The organism is Halodesulfovibrio aestuarii DSM 17919 = ATCC 29578 (assembly GCF_000384815.1).
Classification (GTDB): Bacteria; Desulfobacterota; Desulfovibrionia; order Desulfovibrionales; family Desulfovibrionaceae; genus Halodesulfovibrio; species Halodesulfovibrio aestuarii.
On record NZ_ARQF01000020.1, the window covers coordinates 296,322 to 319,380 of the forward strand.

Consider the following 23,059-nt stretch of genomic DNA (forward strand, 5'->3'; position numbering starts at 1 on the left):
ATGTCTGACAAAACGCAATATGGCCTCAACGAGTCAAAAGCCCGCTCCTACATCTGGCTCTATCCCATCATTCTCTGCCTGCTTGCAGTGGTCGCGCTCAGTGCGGCCACGCAGCAAGTAGCTGCTGCTTACGGATACCACCAAGCCCTTGAAGGCATGATCTGCAACAATTGGTACGTACCGTGGGCTATCATCAACTGGAGTCAACAATTCCCACAGGCCGCAAAAGTTATCGATGACGCGACAGTCACCGGTCAGCTCATTTTCGCCATACCGCAGTTCATCATATTCGGCCTATGGCAGCTCTTCATGCGTAACCCGAATCTGTACAAAAATCTGCATGGTTCTGCTCGATGGGCCAAAAAGAAAGATATCGAAAAAGCCGGACTTCTTGCAGACAAAGGTGTTTATGTTGGTGGCTGGCAGGACAAAAAGCAGCTTCGCTACCTTCGGCACAGCGGAGCAGAACATATTCTTGTGTTTGCTCCAACCCGTTCTGGTAAAGGTGTCGGGCTGGTCTTACCAACGCTGTTGAGCTGGAAGGAAAGCGCTCTTGTGCTCGATATCAAAGGTGAAAACTGGGCGCTGACTGCCGGCTGGAGACAGAAACAAGGGCATAGAGTCTTGCGGTTCGAACCTACTGACGAAACCGCAAGCGGCGCACGGTTCAATCCGCTCGAAGAAATCCGCTTGCACACAGCCCATGCCATTGCAGATACGCAAAACATTGCAAGTATGATTGTTGATCCGGACGGCAAAGGTCTCAAGGACTACTGGAACAAAGCAGCCTTTGCCCTTCTTGGTGGTGCTATTTTGCATTGCCTGATCGAAGTCCGGAAGAAAGAAAACAGAACTGCGAACCTGAGCGACCTTGGCTTGATGCTTGCGAATCCGGAGAAAGAAAACGACGTCCTTTTTCAGGAGATGCTTAATTCAGAACAAGCTGTCGTCCTTCAGGAGTTTCTTGGCGCAAGTAAAGAAGAGTCTCTCAGCGTTCAGCGCTTCATTGCCTCCTCTGCACGCGAGATGCTGAACAAGGCAGATAACGAACTGTCCGGTGTCGTTTCAACAGCCGTTGCCAACCTTGCGCTCTATCGAGATCCGATCGTTGCGGCCAACACTTCGCACTGTGACTTCCGCATTGACGACCTCATGAACTACGAAGCGCCAGTGTCACTTTACTTAGTTATTCGTCCTTCTGACATCGACCGCTTGAGGCCGTTGATCCGTCTTATCCTCAACCTCATTTTGCGCCGGCTGACTGAAGATATGGAATTTGAGGGTGGCCGCTCTGTTGCCAACTACAAATACCACCTGCTGCTCATGATGGATGAATTCACGTCCCTTGGCCGGCTTGAAATATTTGAACGCTCGCTTGCATTCATGGCCGGATTTGGCCTGAAGGCATACTTCATCGTGCAAGACTTAACCCAGCTCCACTCCGCGTACACCAAGGACGAGAGTATCATGAGTAACTGCCATATTCGAATAGCCTACGCACCGAACAAGGTTGAAACGGCGAAAGTCCTCTCCGACATGACCGGTAAAACAACGGTCGTAACAAAGAAAACGTCTCTCTCCGGAAGCCGTTCCGGACACTTAGGCCGCGCCAGTGTGAGTGTCGCCGAAACGGGCCGCGCTTTATTGACTCCAGACGAATGCATGAGACTTCCAGGCGCAAAAAAAGACGCCAACATGCAAATCATTGAAGCCGGTGACATGCTCGTCTTCCCTGCCGGCTTTCCGCCAGTGTACGGCAAGCAGATTCTCTATTTCCTTGACCCTGTATTCTCTGAACGCTCTCAAATTAAAACGCCTCTCAAGTCAGACAGGCTTGTTCCGGACGAACAGGAGACAACGAAAGACGATAGCCCTGCTGTCTACGCCGTTGAGCCGGAAAAGAAAGATTCTGAAGAAAAGAAACCTGACTCCGAAGTCCCTGCATATGGTGCTGAAGACGAACCTGACTTCGACGACGAGCCTGAGTATGACGGAGAGGAGCCAGACTTTGAAGAACCCGACTTCGAGGAGGAAACATGCTCAAGCTAGCCATCATCTTCTGTAACATTCTGGCAGTACTCATAACGGCTCATTGTGCCGGCTATCGGCTCAACCTCACTCGTTCAGAACCCTTAGGCTTGTACAAAATAGTTTCTGAAGCACCTAGTCGCGGGGATTTAGCAAGCTTCTGCTTCTCTCCGGAGAATGAATACAAAGATCTTACAGCTGACCGTAATTACCTTGGCACAAGTCTACTTTGCCCTTCCGGCCAGAAGCCTCTTTTAAAGGAAGTTGTTGGCGTGGCCGGCGATTCCATCACAGTCAAATTCAGCTCGATTAAGGTGAACGATACCATTTTCATACTGACGAGCCGGACTCACGACAGCAACGGGCGCAAGCTGCCGCACGAATTACGCTCAGGCACCATTCCAAGCGGCAAAGCACTCCTACTTTCTACACATCACAAAAACAGCTTTGACAGCAGATATTTCGGACTTGTGGATGCACTGGCGCTCCGCAAAGTCATCCCCGTTTTCACCTTTAACTAACAGGAGTCAATCATGACCATTACCACCAAAGAGTACTTACAAGAAGCCGCGCAACAAGCCGACGCAGACGCAACTGAGCTTGCCGAATTCAATGAAGGTGTTCCGGTTGATCCGGATGTAGCCGACCACATGGGTGCATTTGAAGAAGTCGCTTTGCGTTTCAAGAATCTTGATAAGCCGCTTAATCGCGAGTTGCTGGAAAAAACCCTCAAAGAAATGAGGTAAACACGTATGAAAGCCCAAAGGAAACCATTTCATCAGGAATTTGCAGAACAGATTATCGACGACTTGAAAAACGGCACAGCTCCTTGGCAAAAGCCGTGGAAAGCCGGCGAGTTCCATCCACCGTTCAATCCCGTCTCTGGCACAGTCTACAGCGGCGTTAACTTCGTATCGCTTGCCCGCGAGGGCATGGATGACCCGCGCTTTGTTACCTTCAACCAAGCCAATGCAGAAGGCTGGCGAATTAAGAAAGGATCTAAATCCCGCCCTGTGGTCTTCTGGCAGTTCACAAAAGAAGAAAACGTCCTCGATGACAACGGTAAACCCGTTTTAGACGACGAAGGCAAACCGCAAAAAGAAGAATTCCGGCTAGAGCGCCCTATCCTGCGCTTTGCCAGCGTCTTTCATGCAACGCAGGTCGAAGGAATTCCGGAATGGAAGGGACGGGATGTTAGCTGGAATCCACACGAACGTAGTGAAGCGATTCTCGAAGGCTCCGGCGCATCTATTACCCACGACCAGCGCGACCGCGCATTCTTTTCCTACACTTGGGATCAAATCAAACTCCCACCAAAAGACAAGTTCGAAGATCAAAACAAGTATTACGCAACCGCGCTTCATGAACTCGGACATTGGACCGGCCATGAAAAGCGCTGGAACGGCAATGAGCGCACCTTCGGCCCAAAAGGAACGCAGGAGTATGCACGCGAAGAATTGAACGCCGAAATTGGAAGCTGGATGACAGCTATGGAACTCGGCCTCGAGTATGATCGCGGCCAACACCTCTCCTATGTAGACAGCTGGATTCAGGCTCTTGAGAAAGACCCATACGAGATTATGCGTGCCTGCCAGACCGCTGAGCGCATCAAGGGCCATATGCTCGGCTTTGAAAAGGGTATTAAGATGGAAGCAACTCAAGAAGTAAAAAACGAACAGTCAAAGCCTGTAAAAGAAGACCTGACTCCAAAACAGAAAAAAGAAATTGAACGCATTAGAACAGAGTCCCTACAGTCAGTCCAACATGAAATCAAGGAGTTAAAGAAACTTGGCTTTAGCGATGAAGATATTGAGGAGCAAAAAGCAGAACTATATGACGATGCCCATGACTGGCAAAAGATGCAGATAGATAAAGTTCTGGGCGAAGAGCGATTACCTAAAGATGACCTTACTAAGCAGCGTAAATCTTCAAGCAAAAATACCGCCCAGACAAAAATCTACCTTGCGGTTCCCTACTCTCAGAAAAATGCAGCCAAAGAGCTCGGTGCCAAATGGGATGGTAAAAAGAAGAGTTGGTACGCTCCGGAAGGTGCTGACATGGCCGGACTGAACCAATGGCTCCCGAAAGAAAAACATCAAGAGAGCAAACCGCAAATGGCCCCAGAACAGGAGTTTGCTCAAGCTTTGCGCGAGGCTGGACTGATCGTGGAAGGCTTACCCATCATGGACGGCAAGCTCCACCGCGTTCAAGTTGAGGGCGGCAAGCAGAACAAAAAAGACGGCACATACACTGGCTATTTAGATGGCCGTCCTGCTGGCTTCATCGAAAATCATAAAACAGGATTTCGGACTAACTGGAAGGCGAACGGACACAAGCTTTCTCCTGAAGCTATGGCAGAGATTAAAGCCAATGCAGCAATGCGACAGGAAGCTCGCGATCTGGAACGAAAAGAAGAGCAAGATCGTGCAGCCAGGCGCGCCTACGCCAAGTGGAAAAACGCAAAGAGCTGGGCACCGGACGATCAGCAGTACCTCAAAAAAAAGGGCGTTAAAAGCCACGGAACCAAGATCGATATGCATGGAAACTTGCTTATCCCGGGACGTGACTCCAGTGGACGAATTCAGACCATACAAACGATCACTCCAGAAGGAAAACTCTTCGAATCTGGAGCAAAAAAGCAAGGCGCGTTTCACCTCATTGCGCACTATTCAGACACAAATCCAAAACAGCCAATTCTTATTGCTGAAGGCTATGCAACTGCCGCCAGTATCCATGAAGCAACGCATAAACCTGTAGCGGTTGCATTTGATGCTGGAAACCTTGAGCCGGTAGCAAAAGAGCTAAAAAAAGCGTTTCCGGACGCGCCGTTTGTTTTTGTTGCTGACGATGACCATACCCAGAAAAACAACCCTGGCATCACAAAAGCCCACGCAGCAGCACGAGCCGTTGATGGCGCTGTCCTTGAGCCGAAGCTCACTGAAGCTGAGAAAGCAAAGGGGCTGACGGACTACAATGACATCCACCAGGAGCGTGGTCTTACAGCGCTCAAGATTGAACTGAATGCCGGCATTCGCAAAGCGCTTAGCAAAAAGCAAAGCCACGAGCTGGCTCCACAGTAATAAGCAAGCGTCTCGCCCGTCCGGGCGGGACGCCCTTCCCGCCACTATCTTCCCATCAAATTTCATAGGACAAAAATATGCGACTATTCATAGCTGAAAAACCGTCTCTAGGCCGCGCTATCGCTGAAGGATGAGGTGGTCTTATTTTCTAGGACCATTATGCGGCAAAATTAAGGTGGACGAATTGATGGTTCATGCCGCTTGTTGAAGATCTTTCTGAGGGGAGGTGGACGTAGCCAATGAGCTAGAATATATGTTCATCGGCTTATCTCCGTCAAATGTAAAGTGTGGGCGGCGGTGGTTATAAAAGTCGAACCAGTCTGCGAGTGCATGCCGCACCTCTTTGCCATTCTGAAATTCTTTCAAATAGATACACTCGTACTTCAAGGAACGCCAAAGACGTTCAATCATAATATTATCCATACAGCGTCCTCGCCCATCCATTGAGATTCGAACACCTGCCGCCTTAAGCCGACTGGTAAATGCATAGCTCGTAAATTGAGCTCCTTGATCGGTATTGAAAATTTCTGGTGTCCCATATCGCATCAGCGCGTCTTCCAGCGCTTCAACACAAAAATCAGAATCCATTGTGTTGGACAGCCTCCATGACAACACAGCTCGACTATGCCAGTCCATTACAGCCACCAGATACAGAAAGCCTTTCCCTGTTGGAATATATGTTATGTCAGCACACCAAACTTGGTTAGGCCTATTGATGCAAAGCCCCCGAAGAAGATATGGATAAACTTTATGTTCAGGATGAGGAGTGCTTGTTTTGGGTTTCTGGAACACCGCCATCAGTCCCATCTTCCGCATTAAACGGCGCACCCTGCCACGCCCGACAGCATACCCAAGGTCGCGTAGCGCGTTACGCATTTGCCTGCTGCCATAAAACGGACATTCTAAAAACAGTTCATCGATCTTTCGCATTAGTTCCGTATTAAAAATGGATTCTTCTACAGGCTGAGAATAATATGCAGACCTGTTTAGCTTGAGAAGATCACACTGTTTTCTGATGCTGAGCATAGGATGTGCCTTATCGACGACACGACACCTTCGCGCTGTGCTCAAATTTTGGCGAAGGCTTGTTGCAAAAAATCTTTCTCCACTGTGAGTTGGCCAATCTTCGCATGAAGATCCTTGATTTGATCTTCAGTACATTGGACAGCCTTTTGTTGCTTGCCTGAAAAGGAGGCCACAACACCTTCCTTCGCGTGCTTCTTCCATTTGGCAATCTGATTGGCATGGACGCCATACTTACTGGCTAGTTCAGCTAGCGTCTGGTCACTTGAAAGAGCATCTAGGGCAACACGGGCTTTAAATTCTGCTGTAAAACTTCTTCTTTTTCGGGACATAGTTGAACCTCCTGTGGTTCTTGTATGTCCACCTTAACGAGTGGTCTAGTTTTTTGGGACCACCTCAACGCAACTCCTTTTTATATTTTTCTTAATGGTACCAATCAGCAAGCTCGTCAGAAGTCATATTCCTATACACATCAACTAGTTAATTAAGAAATCTTCACTAGTTCCTATAAACGGTTCTATATATCCATCCCAAACTTTTGCTCCATCTTGTACTTCCTTCCCCTCAGCCCATTTTTTAACACGACCTGCCTGCTACCCCGTCTGAGAAATCATAGCCGTTATGCTACTCTGCAAATTTGTGTAATACGACAACTGCGAATCCAACGCGGCATACTTTCTACGAAGCGATGTCTCCATCTTCGAAAGACGTTCTTCCTGATAGTAAATTTCATTCTCCAATTTTGTCGCGTCCGTATCATAGGTATCCGCAACTGCGGTAAGAGTACCGTCTTCGGCGTTTGTCCATTTATCAATTGCTGTCTGAAGTTGCGGAATAATCCCCTCTTTAACACGCAGTTCCGCAGCATGGTTTCCCTCTGCCATATCAGAAATTTCAAGCACCATACCTGCCGCAGCAGTCCCCGCCGCAGCCGTAACGGTATTACCCTTAACAGTTGCTGACTCACCGTTCACTGTTGCAGAAACAATCTCTCCCCCCACAATGGTATACTCAAAATCATAAGCGCCAGGGTCTGTAATTCCTTCAATTGTCGAAGTTACCTGCACACCTCTTGTATCGCTGATCCCGGTGTTTTTACAGCTTAGTAATTCCGCAACAGCATAAGGATTTTCGTCCAGAGCCTCATCCAACTCATCGTCATCAATCAGCAACTGGCCAAAGGTATCAGACCCTTCATCAGTGTCGGTGTACAACCCGATCTGGGACAAAGCATTGTAGGAGTCGTACTTCCCACTAAACCCCACAACCGACATAGACAATTGACTTTTAATGTCGTTGTAAACCATGTCGAGTGAATAGCTGTCGATAGTGTATGCCTCCACCGTCTCACCGGAATTTTCATCCTCAACATAGGTAACAACCCGACCGGTAAGAACCTGAATCTCGTAGACAAGAGAGTTCACTTCATCAATAAAAGATTCAATATTTTCTTTTGTCACGTCAGTATCACAAGTGACTGTAACAGTGGCAATCCCCTCGGTTGTATCTGTCAGTGTTAAATCAAGCCCCAGCACGACATCATCCACCGTATTTGAGTCTCGTTCCATCCACTCATCTGTACCCGCAGGGAATCCATCAACTTTTAACTTTGCATTCTGCGCTGTACGTACGTTTGTAAATTCCGCAGTACTGTAGTCGCTAAGCGTAGTGGAAGCGGACAACACAATAGCGTGGTCTGCACCCGTTTCTGAGCCGGAAAGTCTAAAATACAACTCATTACCGTCTGACAACAAATCAGCAGTTACAAAATCTCGAGCCACCGGATCACTATTGATCATGTCCACCAACTGCTGTGCAGTTGTGTTTGCTGCAACCTCAATAGAAATTTCTTCACCGTCACACTCAAAAGCAAATACTGCATCCACGCTAGTAATAACATCAGTAGGTTCTGAATATGTAAGGCTTGTATTCACCCATATATCATTCTGCGCCAGTTGGTTAACTTCTACAGTATGATTCCCTTCTTGAGCATCACCCGTAACCGTGCCTGTAACCCCGTCTTCAGACGAGACAATTGACATTTCTAAAAACTCGCTCATCGAGTTCATTTCGTTGAGGGTATCATCCAATTCGCTCATCGAAGAGACAAGCTCTTCCAACAAAGTAGAACATGCTTCTGTCTCTTTCAATTTGGCTTCATACGTTGTCTTTGCGTAACTTTCTGCCTCAATCTGAGCATCAATAATTTCATTAAAATCTGTCCCGTTACCAAGGCCGGTAAAGTTAACAGACCCCGAGGTACTGGCAGACTGGTAGGCTATAACATCTGATGATACAGAAGATACATATGTCACGACGTTCCTCCTACAAGTAGCTTAAGATGTTAAGCTGAAACACGCTTGTGGTCGTGGAGAGAACAGCCTCATACACATATTTTGCCTGAGCCATTTCAACAGTTAACTGTGTTGCATCCGCATCTTCAATCGAACTTATCTGAGAGACACTGCGGTCTTTTGTGATAGCAATTGCGGTTGCTGTATTTTCTGCTGTATTCTGCCGAGCCCCAACACTCGCAGCCTGTTGTAGCATATGTTCATAGGCATCGTTTATTGTTTCAATGCACGACGCAACTCCATCCGTATTCCCTGTTTCCATATATGCTACAAGGTCACCCAACGCTTCGAATAAATTCGGATCAGGATATGGTTCACCTGTTGCTGGATCAATACCGCCGAATACAGAAGAACCAGCCGAGGTCACGCCAAGGGTCGTATCTTCTCCTATGGCTAGAGAAAGCTCATCATCACTTCCCTCATATTCATAGGCAGTTCTAATATAGAGGTTGGTCCCCTCTCCACTGCCATCCTCTGCAGTTACAGCTGTACCTGTTGCCAGAGTAATAGAAGTTTCCCCTGCTACAATCTCCGTGTCACCGGCAAGCAGTGTACCTGTCGTCCACGTATCACCACCATCAGTGGAGTACTGGTAATCAAGATCTTCAGTACCACCTACAGTGCCGGATTCCGTCATCTGAATATATACGGTATAAGACGCGCTTCCCTGTACAGAAACAACATCGGCATGCGTCATAGAGGAATCATCAATTGTTACCCCCAGGCTTTTCTCATAGGCACTGTTCTCAATGTCATTCCCAGAAAACAAATAGATTTCCCCCATCTTGGTATTAGCCATCTGGAAAAGAGAATCCATCTCCTGACGCAATTCAATTGCCATGTCTTCCATCTGCACGTTTGTATATGTTTCTGTGGCGGCCTGTTCAGCAAGCTCGCTAATTGACGTCAGACGTTCACTGCACACCTGCAAAGCTCCATCCGCTGTAGCCAGATAATTCTTTCCAAGCGTGCAGTTATCTTCATATGTCAGCAACGTTGCAGAATAAGAGCGCAACTGCATACTCAATGCTGCACCGGAGGGATCATCAGAGGGGTTATTCAATTTTTTTTGCGAAGACTCCATCATCTGAAGTTCCATAACTTTATTAAGTGACGTATTAATTTGCTTTAATGAAGCTGTGTAAATTTGTGATGTTGCGATTCTCATGACGATCTCCTAGAGCATATCCAGCACTTCATCGAGCATTTCACGTGCCGTTGTAATAATTTTCGCGCATGCTTCGTACTGCTGCTGATATTTAATAAGGTTTACTTCTTCCTCATCAACGTTCACCCCACTCACGGATAACTGATAATCGTAATAGTACTCGTTTGAACCCTGTGCATATGCCTGATTCAATTCCGCAAGCTGTACCTCCGCTCCGATATCCGCGACAATCATGCTGGAAAAACTTGAAAGCGAATCCGTGTATGTCACACCGCACGCGGTTATGGTCACGTCTTTCTCAGAAAGAGCAGCAAGTTGTAACGCAGTGCTGTTATCGCCACTTGTTACAGTCCCGTCCTCGTTCACTGTACCGGCATTGATATGCTGAGAATTATTTGAAACATAGCCGTTCACAGCAATAGTCTCAGCAGATGTTCCCGTATAAAACGTATTCAGTCCCAATCCTGCCATAAGATTCGCATCGTCCTGCGCGACTTCGAACGACAAGCCTGTGGCCGAAGCAATTTCAAGAGTTCCATCCGCAGACACTGTGGCTGTGAGGTCACCGCCGGATGTTGTGTTAATCTTCGTGGCTATATCATCGAGAGAGTCAGTATCAGGATCGACAACAATAGACACAGTGGAAGCAACTGATCCGTCATCGTCATAACAAACATACTCCACATCTCCTGATTCAAGCTTATCCGCAAAAAACAGCCCGCTTTCAGAAAGTGATACAGTAGAGTCGTCCACCGCGTATGATCCGGACAGACTGGTATGATGTTCCAGTCCAGCCCCCTTGGCATGCAGCACGTTTGTTTCCCAGATAACAGACTCTGCAAGTCCGTCCATGGCATCCATACTTGGCATTACAGAGTCATCACGGGTAATGAACAATCCGGCAATAGAACCGGAGGTCGCTTTGTCTGAAGCAAGAGTTCCCTGATCGTCAGACAGTGGAGTCAAATTCAGATACGAACCATCGCTTTTTTCCAGATACAGACCGGACTTAGGGGTAATAATATATCTGTCACCTGCGGTATGTGTTCCGGAAGTTGTGGAAAACCAGACATCAACATTGGCAATAGTCTCTGCACTATCCACATCACCTGCCTCATACTCGACAGGCTTACCACTTTCGTCTGTGACCCATGTTTTTCCACCGTCAAGCGATGCGTAGTAATGGGTGTCATCAATGAACTCGAGCATAATTTCTTCGCTCGAAGTCCCTTGAAACTCCACTCCCCCTTCAAACGTTGAGGATGGCATCAACGATTCACGGGACTGTGCAGGCTGAGATAACAAATGATGTGTCTGCTGTCCTTCTACCAACGCATAACAACCTTCTGCCAATACCGTCGCTGTCCCGTCACTCTGGTATTTTACATTGACATTCATATAGGTTGAGAGTTCTCGAATAGCCTGATCTCTGGCATCAATTGCCTCATTATCTGTCGGGTTAGCAGCGACCTGTGCGTTCAATGCTGCTATGTCATCTATCAATGTATTCGCTTCCGAAACTTGAGAGGATATCTCCTGATCAATGGATTGATAAATATCCTCCATCTGCGCCACAGTATCATTATATGTAGAAGCAACAGCCTGACCGGAGCTAAGCACCTCTTCCCATGCGCCAGGCTGAGTCGGATCATTTGTCAGCGTATTCCAACCTGAAAAAAGCCCGCTTAGAGCAGCAATCAGCCCCGTAGTATCCGTCTGGCTAAGAGTACTCTCCATCTGTTTCTCATATGTGAGTTGCTGATTATACCTAGAAGCATCAGCAGAGGTAGAAAGGTATTGTTGTTCCACAAAATAATTCATGGAAGCTTCAATTCCGGCAATTTCTGCGCCGGTACCAATATGCAGCCCACTGGATTTTATTGAGATAGAGGTTTCATAAATTGGTGTCTGCTTTTTATATCCCGCCACATCCGCGTTTGAAATATTATTACTGGTGACATTAACGCTGGTCTGCGAATTCATCACCCCATTCAGCCCTGTATTATAGATAGCATTAATCATGCGTACTCCTCATAATCTAGGAACTAGTTTCGCTTCAGATTAATTGCTGTCTGCAACAATGTATCCGCAGTGGTGATGACCGTGCTGTTTGCCTGATAGGCAGATTGGAGAATAATAAGATTAGTCATCTCCTGCGCCATATCGACGTTGGAAATCTCCAATTTGTTGGACGCAATCCCCCCCATACCACCAACGCCCGGTATCCCGATGATAGCCTCTCCGGATTCTGATGTAGCGAGGAATTTATTCCCGCCCTGCGCGCTTAATCCATCCTCATTTGAAAAATCTGCAATACCGACATTATATAATTCAATTGTCTGTCCATTGGAGTATTCACCGCTAATTACGCCACTCTGGTCTACTGTTACGTCTTGTAGCGTACCTGTAGGAAATCCATCCTGATACAGCCCGAGCGTGGCTGAACTGGATTCGTAAGAAGTTGTGGCAGCATAATTAATGGATGAGGAATTAAAACTTGGGAGATCCGTGTAATCAACGTCGGCGCCGCTGTTTTGCAAATCTGCAAGAGTTACAGCGCCGTCACCATCATTATCCGTCGCACCGGCCCAACCAGTTCCGGTATCATGATCCTTGTTAACCATACCAAAGTTAAAGGATATTTCTTGATTTTCTGTGCTACCAGAAAAGTTAGTTTCCAAAACAGGGATGCCAGCAGAATCAAAATCAGCCAATGTCCAGTTTGTGGTGTCTTTGCCATCAAAGCCTGTTCCTGTAGACGCTACCGGAGTATAGGCAGTCATAGAAGACATGGTTCCAGAAGAAGAGAAGGTTATGGTTCCAGCCATAAGAAGCCCTGCGGCCTCTGTTCCTTCAAAACCTTCACGCATATCGTCACCGGGGTCACAGGCCACAGTGTATTCCCACACGGTATTACCATCTGCATCTACGGATACAGGATCCATATATACTGTCAGCTCATGTGTACCGCCTGCTTCATCATAAACAGTAATTGTAGACTGATACTCATAACGACTTTGATCAAGCGGAGGGGATGCTGTCCCGTCATACACATCAAACAACGCAGTGTAGGCGCAGCTAGTTGTATCATCCGTTGTGTCAGCAGGCGTACTATTGTCATCAACCGTTGCGACGCTATTATCGTCTGCTGAATTATTGAGATTAAGAGACATCTGAATACTATTTGTTGCTTGTGGTGGAGATTGAGAATCGTCAACTTGTATGTCACCGATGGCACCTGTCGGACTACCGTTATCCATCTCCCAGCCTTGAACACGGTTACCTTCAGGATCAACAAGATACCCTTCTTCATCAAAATCAAAGTTACCAGCGCGGGTATAGTAGACGGCCTGAGTCTTAGGGTCCTTGACCATAAAGTATCCGTCACCTGTAATCGCAAGGTCTGTATTGGATCCTGTGCTCTGGTACGACCCCTGAGTAAAGTCTGTATCAATATTAGCAACAGAAACACCGTTACCAGTCTGGCCGCCCTGCACGGTCTCATAAAAGACATCCTGAAAAACAACACTTGAGCTTTTGAAGCCTACCGTACTGGAGTTAGCAAGGTTGTTACTGACTACCAATGTGGCCTGACTTTGTGCATGCAACCCTGAAATACCATTGTACATTGAACCTGTAATACTCATTACGCGTCCTCCTCACCAAGGCTGACAGAAATAATATCTGTGTAGTTAACAACTGTTCCGTTCTTCAAAGTAAATTCCGTACCATCAGAACCGTTGACCACAGAAACAACACTATCCTTTATGGTTATTGTTGCGTCTACATCCTGCCCGCTGGCATCCAGTGCACGAACCGCTATGGTGTAGGTGCCATCCGTTGCGGTTGCACCTGTCAGCAACGTCCCGTCCCACTCAATTTTTTGTGAGCCGGCGGACATAGTACCCAAGTTCTGCATGGACACAATATTGCCGGAAGTATCATATATATCGATGATGACAGAATCTGCGTCTTCATCCAAAGACACGGTAACGTCAGAGGATTCCCCATCACTCAAAGTGAGTGTGTCGCCTTCAACAGTTACATTCTGCCCAAGATACGACACAGGATTGACTCTATTACTGACAGCATCTTCCAAATCCGTAATCTGATCTCCAATGTTTTGCAGTTCATCCAACTGTGAAAACATGCAGGTTTGCTCTGTCAACTTGTCTGTATCCATAGGGTCCGTTGGATCCTGATACTGAAGCTCTGTTGCGAGCAACAACATGTAGTCTATTTCGCTGAAAGTACTGCTACTTGTACTGTCGGTAGTCGTTGAAGTTACATTTTGACTGGAGCTAATACTGCTAATGGTCATGCTTCCCCCCGTAGGAGTTGTATTTAGTATAGTAGTTACGTAAACGTCGTAGTGCCTGATGCTTCATGCAACGGACAGCACTCTCTGATAAACACAACACAGTTGAGGCTTCTTTTGTTGAATACTCTTTTTCAATAGTGAGAAGTAAAATCTCCATTTGTCTTTCAGTTAGCAAACTTTTTGGAATGTAGTTTCTCACTGTAAAAAAATGCGTTGTCACGCCTATTGTAAAAGTTTCGTCTAATGTTTCCGTTTTATGTTTTTGTTGTTTTCTTAAATCATCAATAATTGAAGTCTCAACAATGACGTAAATCCAAGATGATAACTTTGCTTTTGCACTGTCATATTTATCTAAATAATTATTTTTGATAATCTTAAGTGCTACATTTTGAAAAAATTCATCTACTATTACTGAATCTATGCGTGAATTAAACTTCTTTAATACAGATACAATTGTTCTTTTAATTAAATTTGTATGGTTAACAAAGAAATCATTATAGATATCTGAATTTTGTCTATCTACTAAGCATTGTTTCATATTGAACTCCATAGTTTCAATAGAGCAACACACATGCCCAACAACATTATGTTTCTATAAAAATATACTAAAGTTACAGTTAACGTTTCTTTGAGAAATATTGAGAAGAAGAAAAAGCAGTTTAGATAAAGCTAGATTGCTTAACCTTTCTTTAGATTCAGGCGCATTTTTTAAGTATTTTCCCGCAAAAAAAGAGGAAAATTTTGCCTAGTGGAGGGTTTTACAGTGCATATTTGTCAGGCGGTAAATATTGCCTGGTATTCAAAAGGGGAGAGAAATTGCTGGTTGCGAAGCTGTAAACCTACGCGACGGAGAGTCTCTTGCTTCCAATAATAAGCATTTTTTGCCCATTAAGCCCAAACTAGCAGAAATTATTTTATGAAGAATGCTGTGTATGTGGTGGGGGGGGGACTGAAGACTTAGAGGCCACCCATTTGAGCAGCCTCAACTCATTCAACAATAACTAATAAAAAAAAACGGTATATTACTAAAATTCATCAGTCGTATTTTATGAACCTTCTTCCAGATCTCAAAACGCGAAAAGCCAATCTTCACATTGATCTAAGTAACTACTTTGAATCAAAACCTACCAGTTCATCTGTAACGCAAAGGTTTAAAAGAAAAGTTACAAGCAACAGATGAATCTTATACCAGAAAAAGAACACGTATTCCGTATATCAGACCACTAAAAAGCCCCCGATTCCTGCAGGAGAACCGGGGGCTTATAGCAAGCAGAAGCTGTTTACTGCTTCCGACAAATATACAGTTAGCCGCTAATTAATTTTAATGCATTTTCCGGCAAAGAGTTTGCCTGAGCTAACATTGAAGTTGCAGCGGATGAAATGGTCTGACGTAAGGTGTATTCTGTCATTTCTGTTGCTACATCAACGTCTGAAATTCGAGACTCAGCAGCCCCGAGGTTTTCTGATTGAATCTCAAGGTTAGAAATAGTTGCGCTTAGACGGTTTTCGTACGCACCAAGGTTTGCACGGTTTTTATCTTTAATTTCAATGGCTTTTTCAATAGCAGCAAGTGCCGCCTCTGCACCTTCTTGCGTTGCAATACTGGAACCTGCATATTCATCTGTTTTACCAAGTTCTTGTTCAAAACTTGTAACCTTGTCATCCGACACACTGGAAATAGTCATGTCAAAAGCTGCTGCGGCAGCGCCCGTACCAGCTGCGGCAGCAGTCAACGCATAGCCTGAACCACCTTCCTGAATAGTTACAGTACCCAATGTTGCGCTGCCGTCATCAGCAACGCTGAAGTTCTGCTCTACAACATCCCTGTCCACATTCATCACAGCGGCATCGTCCGGAATATTCTCGGAAACATCTTCAATATAGTATTGGGTTGTACCGTCAGACGCTACGGAAGTAAGGAGCTTTTTATCTTCGCCACCAACGTTAACAGTGTAATTCCCATCACTATCAACCTCTACGGCTGTGCCTGCTTCCGGAATCGGATCGCCTGCATTGGCTACGGTCTTGAATGACACCGTACCGTCTGTGCCTACTGTTGTGTAAACAGATTTTGCGGATGCGCCGGTTCCGATATTTAACTGTCCGCTGTCAGTTACCGCGATGTCTGTTGTAGCATTTGCAGTACCGTCTACGGTGTAGACAAGGTTACCATCTGCATCAATGGTACCGTGAACAGAGGAACCGTCAACTGTTGCAGCACCTGCAGTACCAAGAGCTGGAACGGATACAAGGTCTTCCAGATCAGTTTTGGCGCCACTCTCTTCTGTCGGGTCTGCAACTACCCTTTCTTTGAGTTGAACCTGAGTATACCCAACAGGACCACCTGTAACTGCAGGATTGTCACCTTCAATGTAGATCTCACCATCTTCATTTTCATAGATAGCATTACCGTCCTTGGTGGTTACAAGTCCTTCATCATTGATTTGGTAATCCAATGAACCACTACCTATACCTAAGGAGTCGGAACTTACATCTTCAATATTAATTGCATACTTATCTTCATCAGCATCGTTACCGGTACCAAAGTGAATAGTCATAGAACTACCGGTTTGAAGCTGCCCATCGTCATCCAAATATTCTACACCGTCGTTCAGCGAACCATCCAACAATTTGGTGCCGTTAAAATCTGTTGCATCTGAAATTCGAGTAATTTCTTCCGCCATTGACTGATATTCCTGATCAATAATAACGCGCTGCTCATCAGTATAGGTACCAGTAGCAGCCTGTTCTGCTAACTCATTCATTCGAATAAGTTTTTCATCAATAACAGACAATGCGCCATCTGCAGTCTGAATCATAGAGATTGCGTCGTTCGCATTTCGAATCCCCTGATTCAATGTAGTCACTTCTGCGCGCATCATTTCGCGAACAGCAAGGCCTGCGGCATCATCCGCTGCGCTATTAATACGCATTCCGGAAGAAAGACGTTCTGTAGATTTGGTTAAATCAGAATATGCGCTATTCAGATTACGAGCTGCGGTGTTTGCCATAGAGTTGTTGTTGATGATGAGAGACATAGTAAACCTCCAGGTTTGTAATTCTGCATCCATGCAATGACTTTTTCATTTTCGCTTTACGCTATGCATATAAATACGCGGAGGCTTACTGTTTCGTTTATAAAGCAATATATGATTTTACTGATTTTTCATCTAACAATGCAGCATATTAACACTTGCTTTATAGTTACTAAAAAAGCACAAACAAAACCTCACAAGCCCTTTAGAGTTCTTGCGAGATTGTTTGCGCTCTATATTTTTTGTCGTGTAAAAACCACCCCTGATCCCTGGAAAAATCAGGGGTGGTAAGTCATTATAGCGTAAAGCCGATCAAGTCAGACGGCTTCAAAGTACTTATCCGATAAGTTTCAATGCATTCTGCGGCAGGGAGTTAGCCTGTGCGAGCATTGAAGTTGCAGCGGATGAAATGGTCTGACGTAAAGTGTATTCAGTCATTTCAGTAGCTACGTCCACATCAGAGATGCGGGACTCTGCTGCTGAAAGGTTTTCACCCTGAATTTCAAGGTTAGAGATAGTGGCTTCAAGACGGTTTTCGTACGCACCAAGGTTTGCACGGTTTTTATCTTTCATCTCGATAGCTTTTTCAATAGCTGCCAAAGCTGCCTCTGCACCTTCCTGAGTAGCAATGCTGGAGCCTGCATACTCATCTGTTTTACCAAGTTCTTGTTCAAAACTGGTAACCTTGTCATCTGACACCATATCCACTCGCATATCGAAAGAGGTATCAGCAACAGTACCTGTCAAAGCAGTGCCAGTACCTGTTAAGGCATAGTTAGTACCGTTATCCTGCACAACTACACTTCCGAGCTTCGCACCACCATCTTCAGCCACTTCAAATCCCTGCTCTACTGCATCCTGAGCAATATTCATTGCAGTTGCATCAGAGGGAATATCTGTTGACTCATCTTCAACATAATACTGGGCAGAGCCGTCAGAAGCTGTCGAGGTAAGCAGTTTCTTGTCATCACCACCGACATTCACAGTCAGGTCGCCAGTAGAACTAACCTGCACAGCATACCCGGCAGTAGGTACGGTTGCACTTGAAGACTGTTTAACTGATACAGTACCGTCTGCATCAATAGTGGCATACATAGCTTTGCCATCAACAAGCAAATTGCTGGTATCTGCTTCAATAGTAGTGTTAGCAGTGCCGCCGACATCATATGTTAACTTACCATCTGCATCGATACTTGTATTCAAGCTAGCGCCGTCAAAAGTGATGGCTGTAGTTGTACCACCAGCAGCAGCAGTCTGTGCAGTACCAATGGTTGTCTCACCACGGGCCACCAAATCGTCTTTCGCTGTCTGCTCGCTAGCAGGATCAGCCACGACCTTCTCTTTCAGTTGAACCTGCGTATAGCCCTCGGCAGCAATTTTGCTTGCATCCATTGTCGGGTCAGAACCATCGATGTAAATTTCGCCACTTTCATTCTCATAAATGGCCTTACCATCCTGAGTTGTAGCAAGACCGTCATCATTGATTTTGTAATCCAAAGAATCGTTACCAACTCCCAACGCGCTTGCGCTCACGTTTTCCAGTTCAATGCTGTACTTGTCTTCATCTGCATCGTTACCACTACCGAAATGAATATTCATGGACTGGCCGGTCTGGGTGTTACCGTTTGCATCCTCGTATTCAGCACCTTCTTGAAGGGCACCGTTCAGCAAGCTCTGACCATTAAAGTCAGTTGAGTCAGAAATACGGGTAATTTCGTCAGCCATAGTCTGGTATTCCTGATCAATGATAGCACGCTGCTCATCGGTGTACGTACCGGTAGCAGCCTGTTCTGCAAGCTCATTCATACGAATCAGCTTTTCATCGATAACAGAAAGAGCACCATCAGCGGTCTGAATCATTGAGATCGCATCGTTCGCGTTACGAACACCCTGATTCAGGGTAGTCACCTCTGCACGCATCATTTCACGTACAGCAAGGCCTGCGGCGTCATCAGCTGCACTGTTAATACGCATACCGGAAGAAAGTCGTTCCGTTGATTTAGTTAAATCAGAATATGCGCTGTTCAAGTTACGAGCTGCGGTATTCGCCATTGAGTTGTTGTTAATGATGAGAGACATAGTAAACCTCCAGGTTTGTAATTTTGCATCCTTGCAATTGTCTTTCGTTAAGAGCGACATGCCCTTTGCAAATGATTACGGAGGTTGACCCCATTTTTGTTTATTAAGCGGAAAATTTTTCCTAGTTGGTGCTTTTACTCTACCCCAATATTTTTCTTAGCCCTGCTTAACATTTATTAAGTTGATGAAAAAAACATAAACACCGTATAGTTCTCTCATGTTTCCGTTGGAGGTGGTATGAAACGCATTTTATTTATCGATGACGACTTTGAATTGGGTGAACTGCTTGGCAGCTACCTGAATGGAGAAGGTTTTTCACTCCAGACAGCACATGATGCAATGAGCGGTGTTGAAAAACTGAAAGAAGATACTTTTGACATTGTGCTGCTGGACATCATGCTTCCGGACATGAATGGCTTTGATCTTCTACAAAAGATCAGAAACGAATACATGATGCCCGTTATAATGCTGACTGGACGCAGCGACGAAATCGACAAAGTTGTCGGACTGGAAATGGGGGCAGACGACTACGTTGCCAAGCCATGTCAATTGCGAGAACTGGCAGCACGCATCCGTGCAATTTTGCGCCGTACAATACCTGCAAAAGCAGCACGGGCAACTATTGCATCCCAGCGAATCGATCCTACGCATAAAATCATTATCGGAAGTATGTCGCTCACTCCTTCCGCACGCAGTGTTCAAATTGAAGACTCTCCGGTTCAACTTACAAGTGCCGAATATAATGTTCTTGAAATGCTTACCAGCAACGCCGGCGCGCTGATCACCCGGGAACAACTCCTTGAGGACGCCCTAGGACGCGATCCCTCTCTTGATGACTATGTGCTGAACGTACATATGAGTAATTTGCGCAGAAAACTTAAGCACTGCGCCACAATTAAAACTATTCGTGGAAATGGCTACTTGTTGGCCATACCGGAACAAACGCCGCAACAAATTATGCATATGTAGAATACTAACCCTATCTCCCTATTGGGGCATGTCTTATCATGACCTCGACAAGGGTTGAATTACATATGGATTTTGAGGCATCCGGTACATCCCCCCTTCCTTCCGGATGCCTCTATACGCACCCTTCAACTCTCGTGAGCACAGTAATGTTCCGCTCTTTTTTTGCGCCATTAAACCGCAGAATTATCTTCTTTATTACAGCAATGTCCGCCATCGCCATCTGTATCGTTGTCCTTGTATCCGCGTCCTGCATAATTCTTACAAGGGATTCTCGTTCAACAAGACCTCTTGAAGACTGTGCACGTAGCCTTGCGGTCAGCTTACCTCGTCCGTTCACAATAGAAACAGCACGCTCAACCATCCATAACGTTGGCAATGCAAAGCCATGGCCGTTTGTGGAATACATAGCTATCGCCAGATCTGACAGTACGCTGCTGGAAGCTTCCGGTTCTTTTACATTTAATATGGATGAGCTACTCACCAAGCGAAAAGTTAAAAGCGCCTCCGGTATCATTGTCTCGCAGCCCATCATTGAAGGTGGTGAAATCAAAGCATACATATTGATAGGTTCAAATTCTCAGTTTTTCGGCAAGGGTATCACTATGTATCTTCTGCTATCTTCTATTGCAGGGACAGGCGGAATCCTTGCAAGCTTCTTCATTGCCAGAAAGCTGTATAAAAAAATGCTTCAACCATTATATGACCTCACCGCTGCGGCTAAAGAAATAGGCGTAAGTAAAGACTACACACTACGAGTTCCTTACGCATCCAATGACGAGCTGGGTGACCTAGTCTCGCAGTTCAACGCAATGCTGGATCAAATTGAAAAGCGTGATAAGCTGCTCACCTCACACAAAAAAATGCTGGAACAAGCTGTAAAATTACGAACTGCTGAACTGGCAAAAAAAAATTCCCAGCTGGTCTTAGAAGTAGCGGAACGTAGAGAAGCGGAAATGATCCGCTGCGAAGTGGAGAGAATTAACCAGCACGACCTGAAGTCACTGCTAAACCTTGTCATCGGGTATCCTGAATTGCTGCTCTCCAAAGGCAACCTCACCGCACAGCAGGAAAACTACATCAAAAAAATTGAAATGGCAGGCTATCGTATCCTTGATATGATCAACAACAATCTGGATATTTTCAAAATGGAACAAGGTATCTACAAACTGCGTGCAACATCTGTGGAACTTGTCCATCTTCTCTTTGAAATTCAGGATGACATTACTTCCATGCTGACACGGCTCGACGTGACGTTGCGCATCACTTTCAACAACTATCCTGTTTCCACCAGCAACACTTTTTTTGTCGCCGGTGAATATCGCCTGCTTCAGACTCTATTTTCCAACCTCATTGTGAATGCGGTGGAAGCTTCCAACCCAAACGACATAGTAACAGTAGCTATCCAGACTGACGACCAGACCATCACTGTCCATAACAACACGCTCGTTCCTGAAAAAATCCAAGAAAAATTCTTCAACAAATATGCAACATATGGAAAAGAGGACGGCACAGGGTTAGGCACCTATTCGGCCAAACTTATTGCGAATGCCCATAAGGCTCACATCAGTATGACCAGTACCAAACCAAGCGGGACTCTTATCACTGTGGAATTTTCCGAACAACTGAGTCTTGCAGACAATTCCTCCCTTGAACCGGCAGTAGAACAAATGTTTATATAACTTTTCAATTGTTGTTACTTCTACATAACAAAAAATCTCCTTCATCGTTAGTGTAGGAGATTTTTTGATTTGAAAAGGAAATTTTTTTACATATCATTTTTCTTAAAAATATTGGGACTGATCCTACAACGAAAATGTGGACACCAAGTTAAGCCGTAAGCTTCGGTAATCATCCCATTTTCAATAGCCGTTAAAAGTAGAAACTAGGCAGCAAGTTGTAGTTTTTGGATAGGGGTAATTCCGCCTATCCCCATGTTTGGACGCTCATTATTATAAGCCCATAACCATGCACTAGCATAGTCTTGAGCCTGTTTGATACTGCTAAACAAATGCTGATTTAACCAGTCATATCGAACCGTCCGGTTATACCGTTCGATATATGCATTTTGCTGAGGATTGCCAGGCTGAATATAATCTAAGCGAATCCCGTGAGTGTTGGCCCACGATTTAAGCTTGTGGCTTATGTATTCTGGCCCATTGTCACAGCGAAGAGCAACTGGTTTACCACGCCATTCAATAATCTGAGTTAATGACCGAATTACGCGTTCTGCGGGTAAGGAAAAATCTATTTCAATACCTAGCCCTTCACGATTAAAGTCGTCGATCACGTTGAATAACCGGAAGCTTCTACCATCTTCAAGCTGGTCGTGCATAAAATCCATAGACCATATCTGATTCGGGGCTTCGGGAACGGCCAAGGGTTCTGGTCTTTCGCGCTTAATCCGTTTTTTGGGTTTGATACGTAAGTTTAGCTCTAACCCACAGTAAATTCTGTAGACGCGCTTATGGTTCCATTTAAAGCCTCTTACATTTCGCAAATGCAAAAAGCATAAACCAAAACCCCAATTCTTTTCCTTCAGGGTTAGTTTTAACAGCCACTTCGCAATGAGAGTATTTTCATCTGCAAGCTTCGGCTGATAGCGATAACATGCCTGACTTATGCAAAAAGCTACACACGCTTGACGTATATTTAGCTTTGAGCTGGATACATATTTCTTGGCCATCTCTCGACGGCAGGATGGCCGTTTTACTTTTTTTCAAGCACCTCACGCAACACTTCTGCCATCATTTGAGATTCAGCATACATCTTCTTTAAGCGACTATTTTCATGCTCTAATTCTTTAAGCCTCGCCATCATAGATGCATCCATCCCACCATATTTTGCACGCCATTTATAAAATGAGGCGCTACTCATGCCATGTTCTCGACAAAGCTCTGGAACAGGTGTGCCGTTTTCTGCCTGTTTGAGAATATTCATGATCTGGCTATCAGTGTAACGTGATCTTTTCATGTAGAATCTCCTATGGTTGCCCTAGCGGATAA

The 23,059-nt window shown here is 45.4% G+C and carries 16 protein-coding genes and 1 pseudogene; 6 read left to right on the top strand and 11 right to left on the bottom strand.

The features are described from left to right. The 4 genes from F461_RS0107390 to F461_RS0107405 are packed head-to-tail and all read left to right on the top strand — an operon-like array spanning nt 1 to nt 5,108. Nucleotides 1-2,049, top strand: a complete 2,049-nt coding sequence (locus F461_RS0107390; protein WP_020000517.1) for a type IV secretory system conjugative DNA transfer family protein — start codon at nt 1-3, stop codon at nt 2,047-2,049. Then, on the top strand, nt 2,037-2,549 hold the full coding sequence (gene traF, locus F461_RS0107395; RefSeq protein ID WP_020000518.1) for a conjugative transfer signal peptidase TraF: 513 nt from the start codon (nt 2,037-2,039) through the stop codon (nt 2,547-2,549). Before F461_RS0107390 ends, traF begins: the two co-directional genes overlap by 13 nt. A gap of 12 nt (nt 2,550-2,561) precedes the next feature. After that, the gene (locus tag F461_RS17355) at nt 2,562-2,774 is read left to right on the top strand and encodes a hypothetical protein (protein WP_020000519.1); all 213 of its coding nucleotides are present in this window, start codon (nt 2,562-2,564) and stop codon (nt 2,772-2,774) included. Between the two features lie 6 nt (nt 2,775-2,780). After that, nucleotides 2,781-5,108 carry a zincin-like metallopeptidase domain-containing protein gene (locus F461_RS0107405; protein WP_020000520.1) on the top strand — a complete coding sequence of 776 codons (2,328 nt, stop codon included), beginning with the start codon at nt 2,781-2,783 and terminating at the stop codon, nt 5,106-5,108. Nucleotides 5,109-5,300: 192 nt separating this feature from the next. Here F461_RS0107405 and F461_RS0107410 read toward each other — a convergent pair. The 10 genes and pseudogenes from F461_RS0107410 to F461_RS19485 form a co-directional block, all read right to left on the bottom strand. Further along, a protein-coding gene (locus tag F461_RS0107410) for an IS3 family transposase (RefSeq protein WP_412779037.1) occupies nt 5,301-6,463 on the bottom strand; the annotation gives its coding sequence in 2 pieces (ribosomal slippage) (nt 5,301-6,185 and nt 6,188-6,463; 1,161 coding nt in all). Nucleotides 6,464-6,724: 261 nt separating this feature from the next. Next, the gene (gene fliD / locus F461_RS0107420; protein WP_020000523.1) at nt 6,725-8,446 is read right to left on the bottom strand and encodes a flagellar filament capping protein FliD; all 1,722 of its coding nucleotides are present in this window, start codon (nt 8,444-8,446) and stop codon (nt 6,725-6,727) included. Nucleotides 8,447-8,456: 10 nt separating this feature from the next. Beyond that, complete coding sequence (gene flgL, locus F461_RS0107425) at nt 8,457-9,653, bottom strand: flagellar hook-associated protein FlgL (protein ID WP_020000524.1); 1,197 nt, start codon at nt 9,651-9,653, stop codon at nt 8,457-8,459. A 9-nt stretch (nt 9,654-9,662) separates the two neighbouring features. Next, complete coding sequence (gene flgK / locus F461_RS0107430) at nt 9,663-11,675, bottom strand: flagellar hook-associated protein FlgK (RefSeq protein ID WP_020000525.1); 2,013 nt, start codon at nt 11,673-11,675, stop codon at nt 9,663-9,665. 23 nt (nt 11,676-11,698) lie between these two features. Then, nucleotides 11,699-13,300 (bottom strand): flagellar hook protein FlgE, encoded by a 1,602-nt coding sequence (locus tag F461_RS0107435; RefSeq protein ID WP_020000526.1) that lies wholly within the window; start codon nt 13,298-13,300, stop codon nt 11,699-11,701. Continuing rightward, the gene (locus F461_RS0107440) at nt 13,300-13,974 is read right to left on the bottom strand and encodes a flagellar hook assembly protein FlgD (RefSeq protein WP_020000527.1); all 675 of its coding nucleotides are present in this window, start codon (nt 13,972-13,974) and stop codon (nt 13,300-13,302) included. The genes F461_RS0107435 and F461_RS0107440 overlap by 1 nt, the downstream gene beginning before the upstream one ends. Continuing rightward, entirely contained in the window at nt 13,964-14,512 is a 549-nt protein-coding gene (locus tag F461_RS0107445; RefSeq protein ID WP_020000528.1) for a sigma-70 family RNA polymerase sigma factor, read from the bottom strand. The genes F461_RS0107440 and F461_RS0107445 overlap by 11 nt, the downstream gene beginning before the upstream one ends. A gap of 766 nt (nt 14,513-15,278) precedes the next feature. Then, the gene (locus F461_RS19640; RefSeq protein ID WP_020000529.1) at nt 15,279-17,012 is read right to left on the bottom strand and encodes a flagellin N-terminal helical domain-containing protein; all 1,734 of its coding nucleotides are present in this window, start codon (nt 17,010-17,012) and stop codon (nt 15,279-15,281) included. 333 nt (nt 17,013-17,345) lie between these two features. Beyond that, nucleotides 17,346-18,401: a flagellin gene (locus tag F461_RS19645; RefSeq protein WP_428829647.1), complete on the bottom strand. Its 1,056-nt coding sequence runs from the start codon at nt 18,399-18,401 to the stop codon at nt 17,346-17,348. Nucleotides 18,402-18,512: 111 nt separating this feature from the next. Beyond that, nucleotides 18,513-19,088 (bottom strand): annotated as a pseudogene (locus tag F461_RS19485) (flagellin N-terminal helical domain-containing protein); the annotation flags it as partial. Nucleotides 19,089-19,325: 237 nt separating this feature from the next. Here F461_RS19485 and F461_RS0107465 point away from each other — a divergent pair. Both F461_RS0107465 and F461_RS18600 read left to right on the top strand, forming a co-directional pair. Further along, nucleotides 19,326-20,057 carry a response regulator transcription factor gene (locus tag F461_RS0107465; protein WP_020000531.1) on the top strand — a complete coding sequence of 244 codons (732 nt, stop codon included), beginning with the start codon at nt 19,326-19,328 and terminating at the stop codon, nt 20,055-20,057. Between the two features lie 38 nt (nt 20,058-20,095). Continuing rightward, the gene (locus F461_RS18600; RefSeq protein ID WP_082208190.1) at nt 20,096-21,736 is read left to right on the top strand and encodes a sensor histidine kinase; all 1,641 of its coding nucleotides are present in this window, start codon (nt 20,096-20,098) and stop codon (nt 21,734-21,736) included. A 203-nt stretch (nt 21,737-21,939) separates the two neighbouring features. On the opposite strand, the gene F461_RS0107475 is transcribed toward F461_RS18600, so the two are convergent. Further along, nucleotides 21,940-23,027, bottom strand: a protein-coding gene (locus F461_RS0107475) for an IS3 family transposase (RefSeq protein WP_162139290.1) whose coding sequence is annotated in 2 segments (ribosomal slippage) — nt 21,940-22,775 and nt 22,775-23,027 — 1,089 coding nt in all. Because the reading frame shifts where the segments join, the coding sequence is not laid out codon by codon here. Nucleotides 23,028-23,059: the final 32 nt, after the last annotated feature.

Bases quoted from the DNA above. Each gene is read 5' to 3' on its own strand.
- F461_RS0107390 (WP_020000517.1), top strand. From the start codon at position 1: ATGTCTGACAAAACGCAATATGGCCTCAACGAGTCAAAAGCCCGCTCC.
- traF (WP_020000518.1), top strand. From the start codon at position 2,037: ATGCTCAAGCTAGCCATCATCTTCTGTAACATTCTGGCAGTACTCATA.
- F461_RS17355 (WP_020000519.1), top strand. From the start codon at position 2,562: ATGACCATTACCACCAAAGAGTACTTACAAGAAGCCGCGCAACAAGCC.
- F461_RS0107405 (WP_020000520.1), top strand. From the start codon at position 2,781: ATGAAAGCCCAAAGGAAACCATTTCATCAGGAATTTGCAGAACAGATT.
- flgL (WP_020000524.1), bottom strand. From the start codon at position 9,653: ATGAGAATCGCAACATCACAAATTTACACAGCTTCATTAAAGCAAATT.
- flgK (WP_020000525.1), bottom strand. From the start codon at position 11,675: ATGATTAATGCTATCTATAATACAGGGCTGAATGGGGTGATGAATTCG.
- F461_RS0107435 (WP_020000526.1), bottom strand. From the start codon at position 13,300: ATGAGTATTACAGGTTCAATGTACAATGGTATTTCAGGGTTGCATGCA.
- F461_RS0107440 (WP_020000527.1), bottom strand. From the start codon at position 13,974: ATGACCATTAGCAGTATTAGCTCCAGTCAAAATGTAACTTCAACGACT.
- F461_RS0107445 (WP_020000528.1), bottom strand. From the start codon at position 14,512: ATGAAACAATGCTTAGTAGATAGACAAAATTCAGATATCTATAATGAT.
- F461_RS19640 (WP_020000529.1), bottom strand. From the start codon at position 17,012: ATGTCTCTCATCATCAACAACAACTCTATGGCAAACACCGCAGCTCGT.
- F461_RS19645 (WP_428829647.1), bottom strand. From the start codon at position 18,401: ATGGATGCAAGCAAAATTGCTGCCGAGGGCTATACGCAGGTTCAACTG.
- F461_RS0107465 (WP_020000531.1), top strand. From the start codon at position 19,326: ATGAAACGCATTTTATTTATCGATGACGACTTTGAATTGGGTGAACTG.
- F461_RS18600 (WP_082208190.1), top strand. From the start codon at position 20,096: ATGACCTCGACAAGGGTTGAATTACATATGGATTTTGAGGCATCCGGT.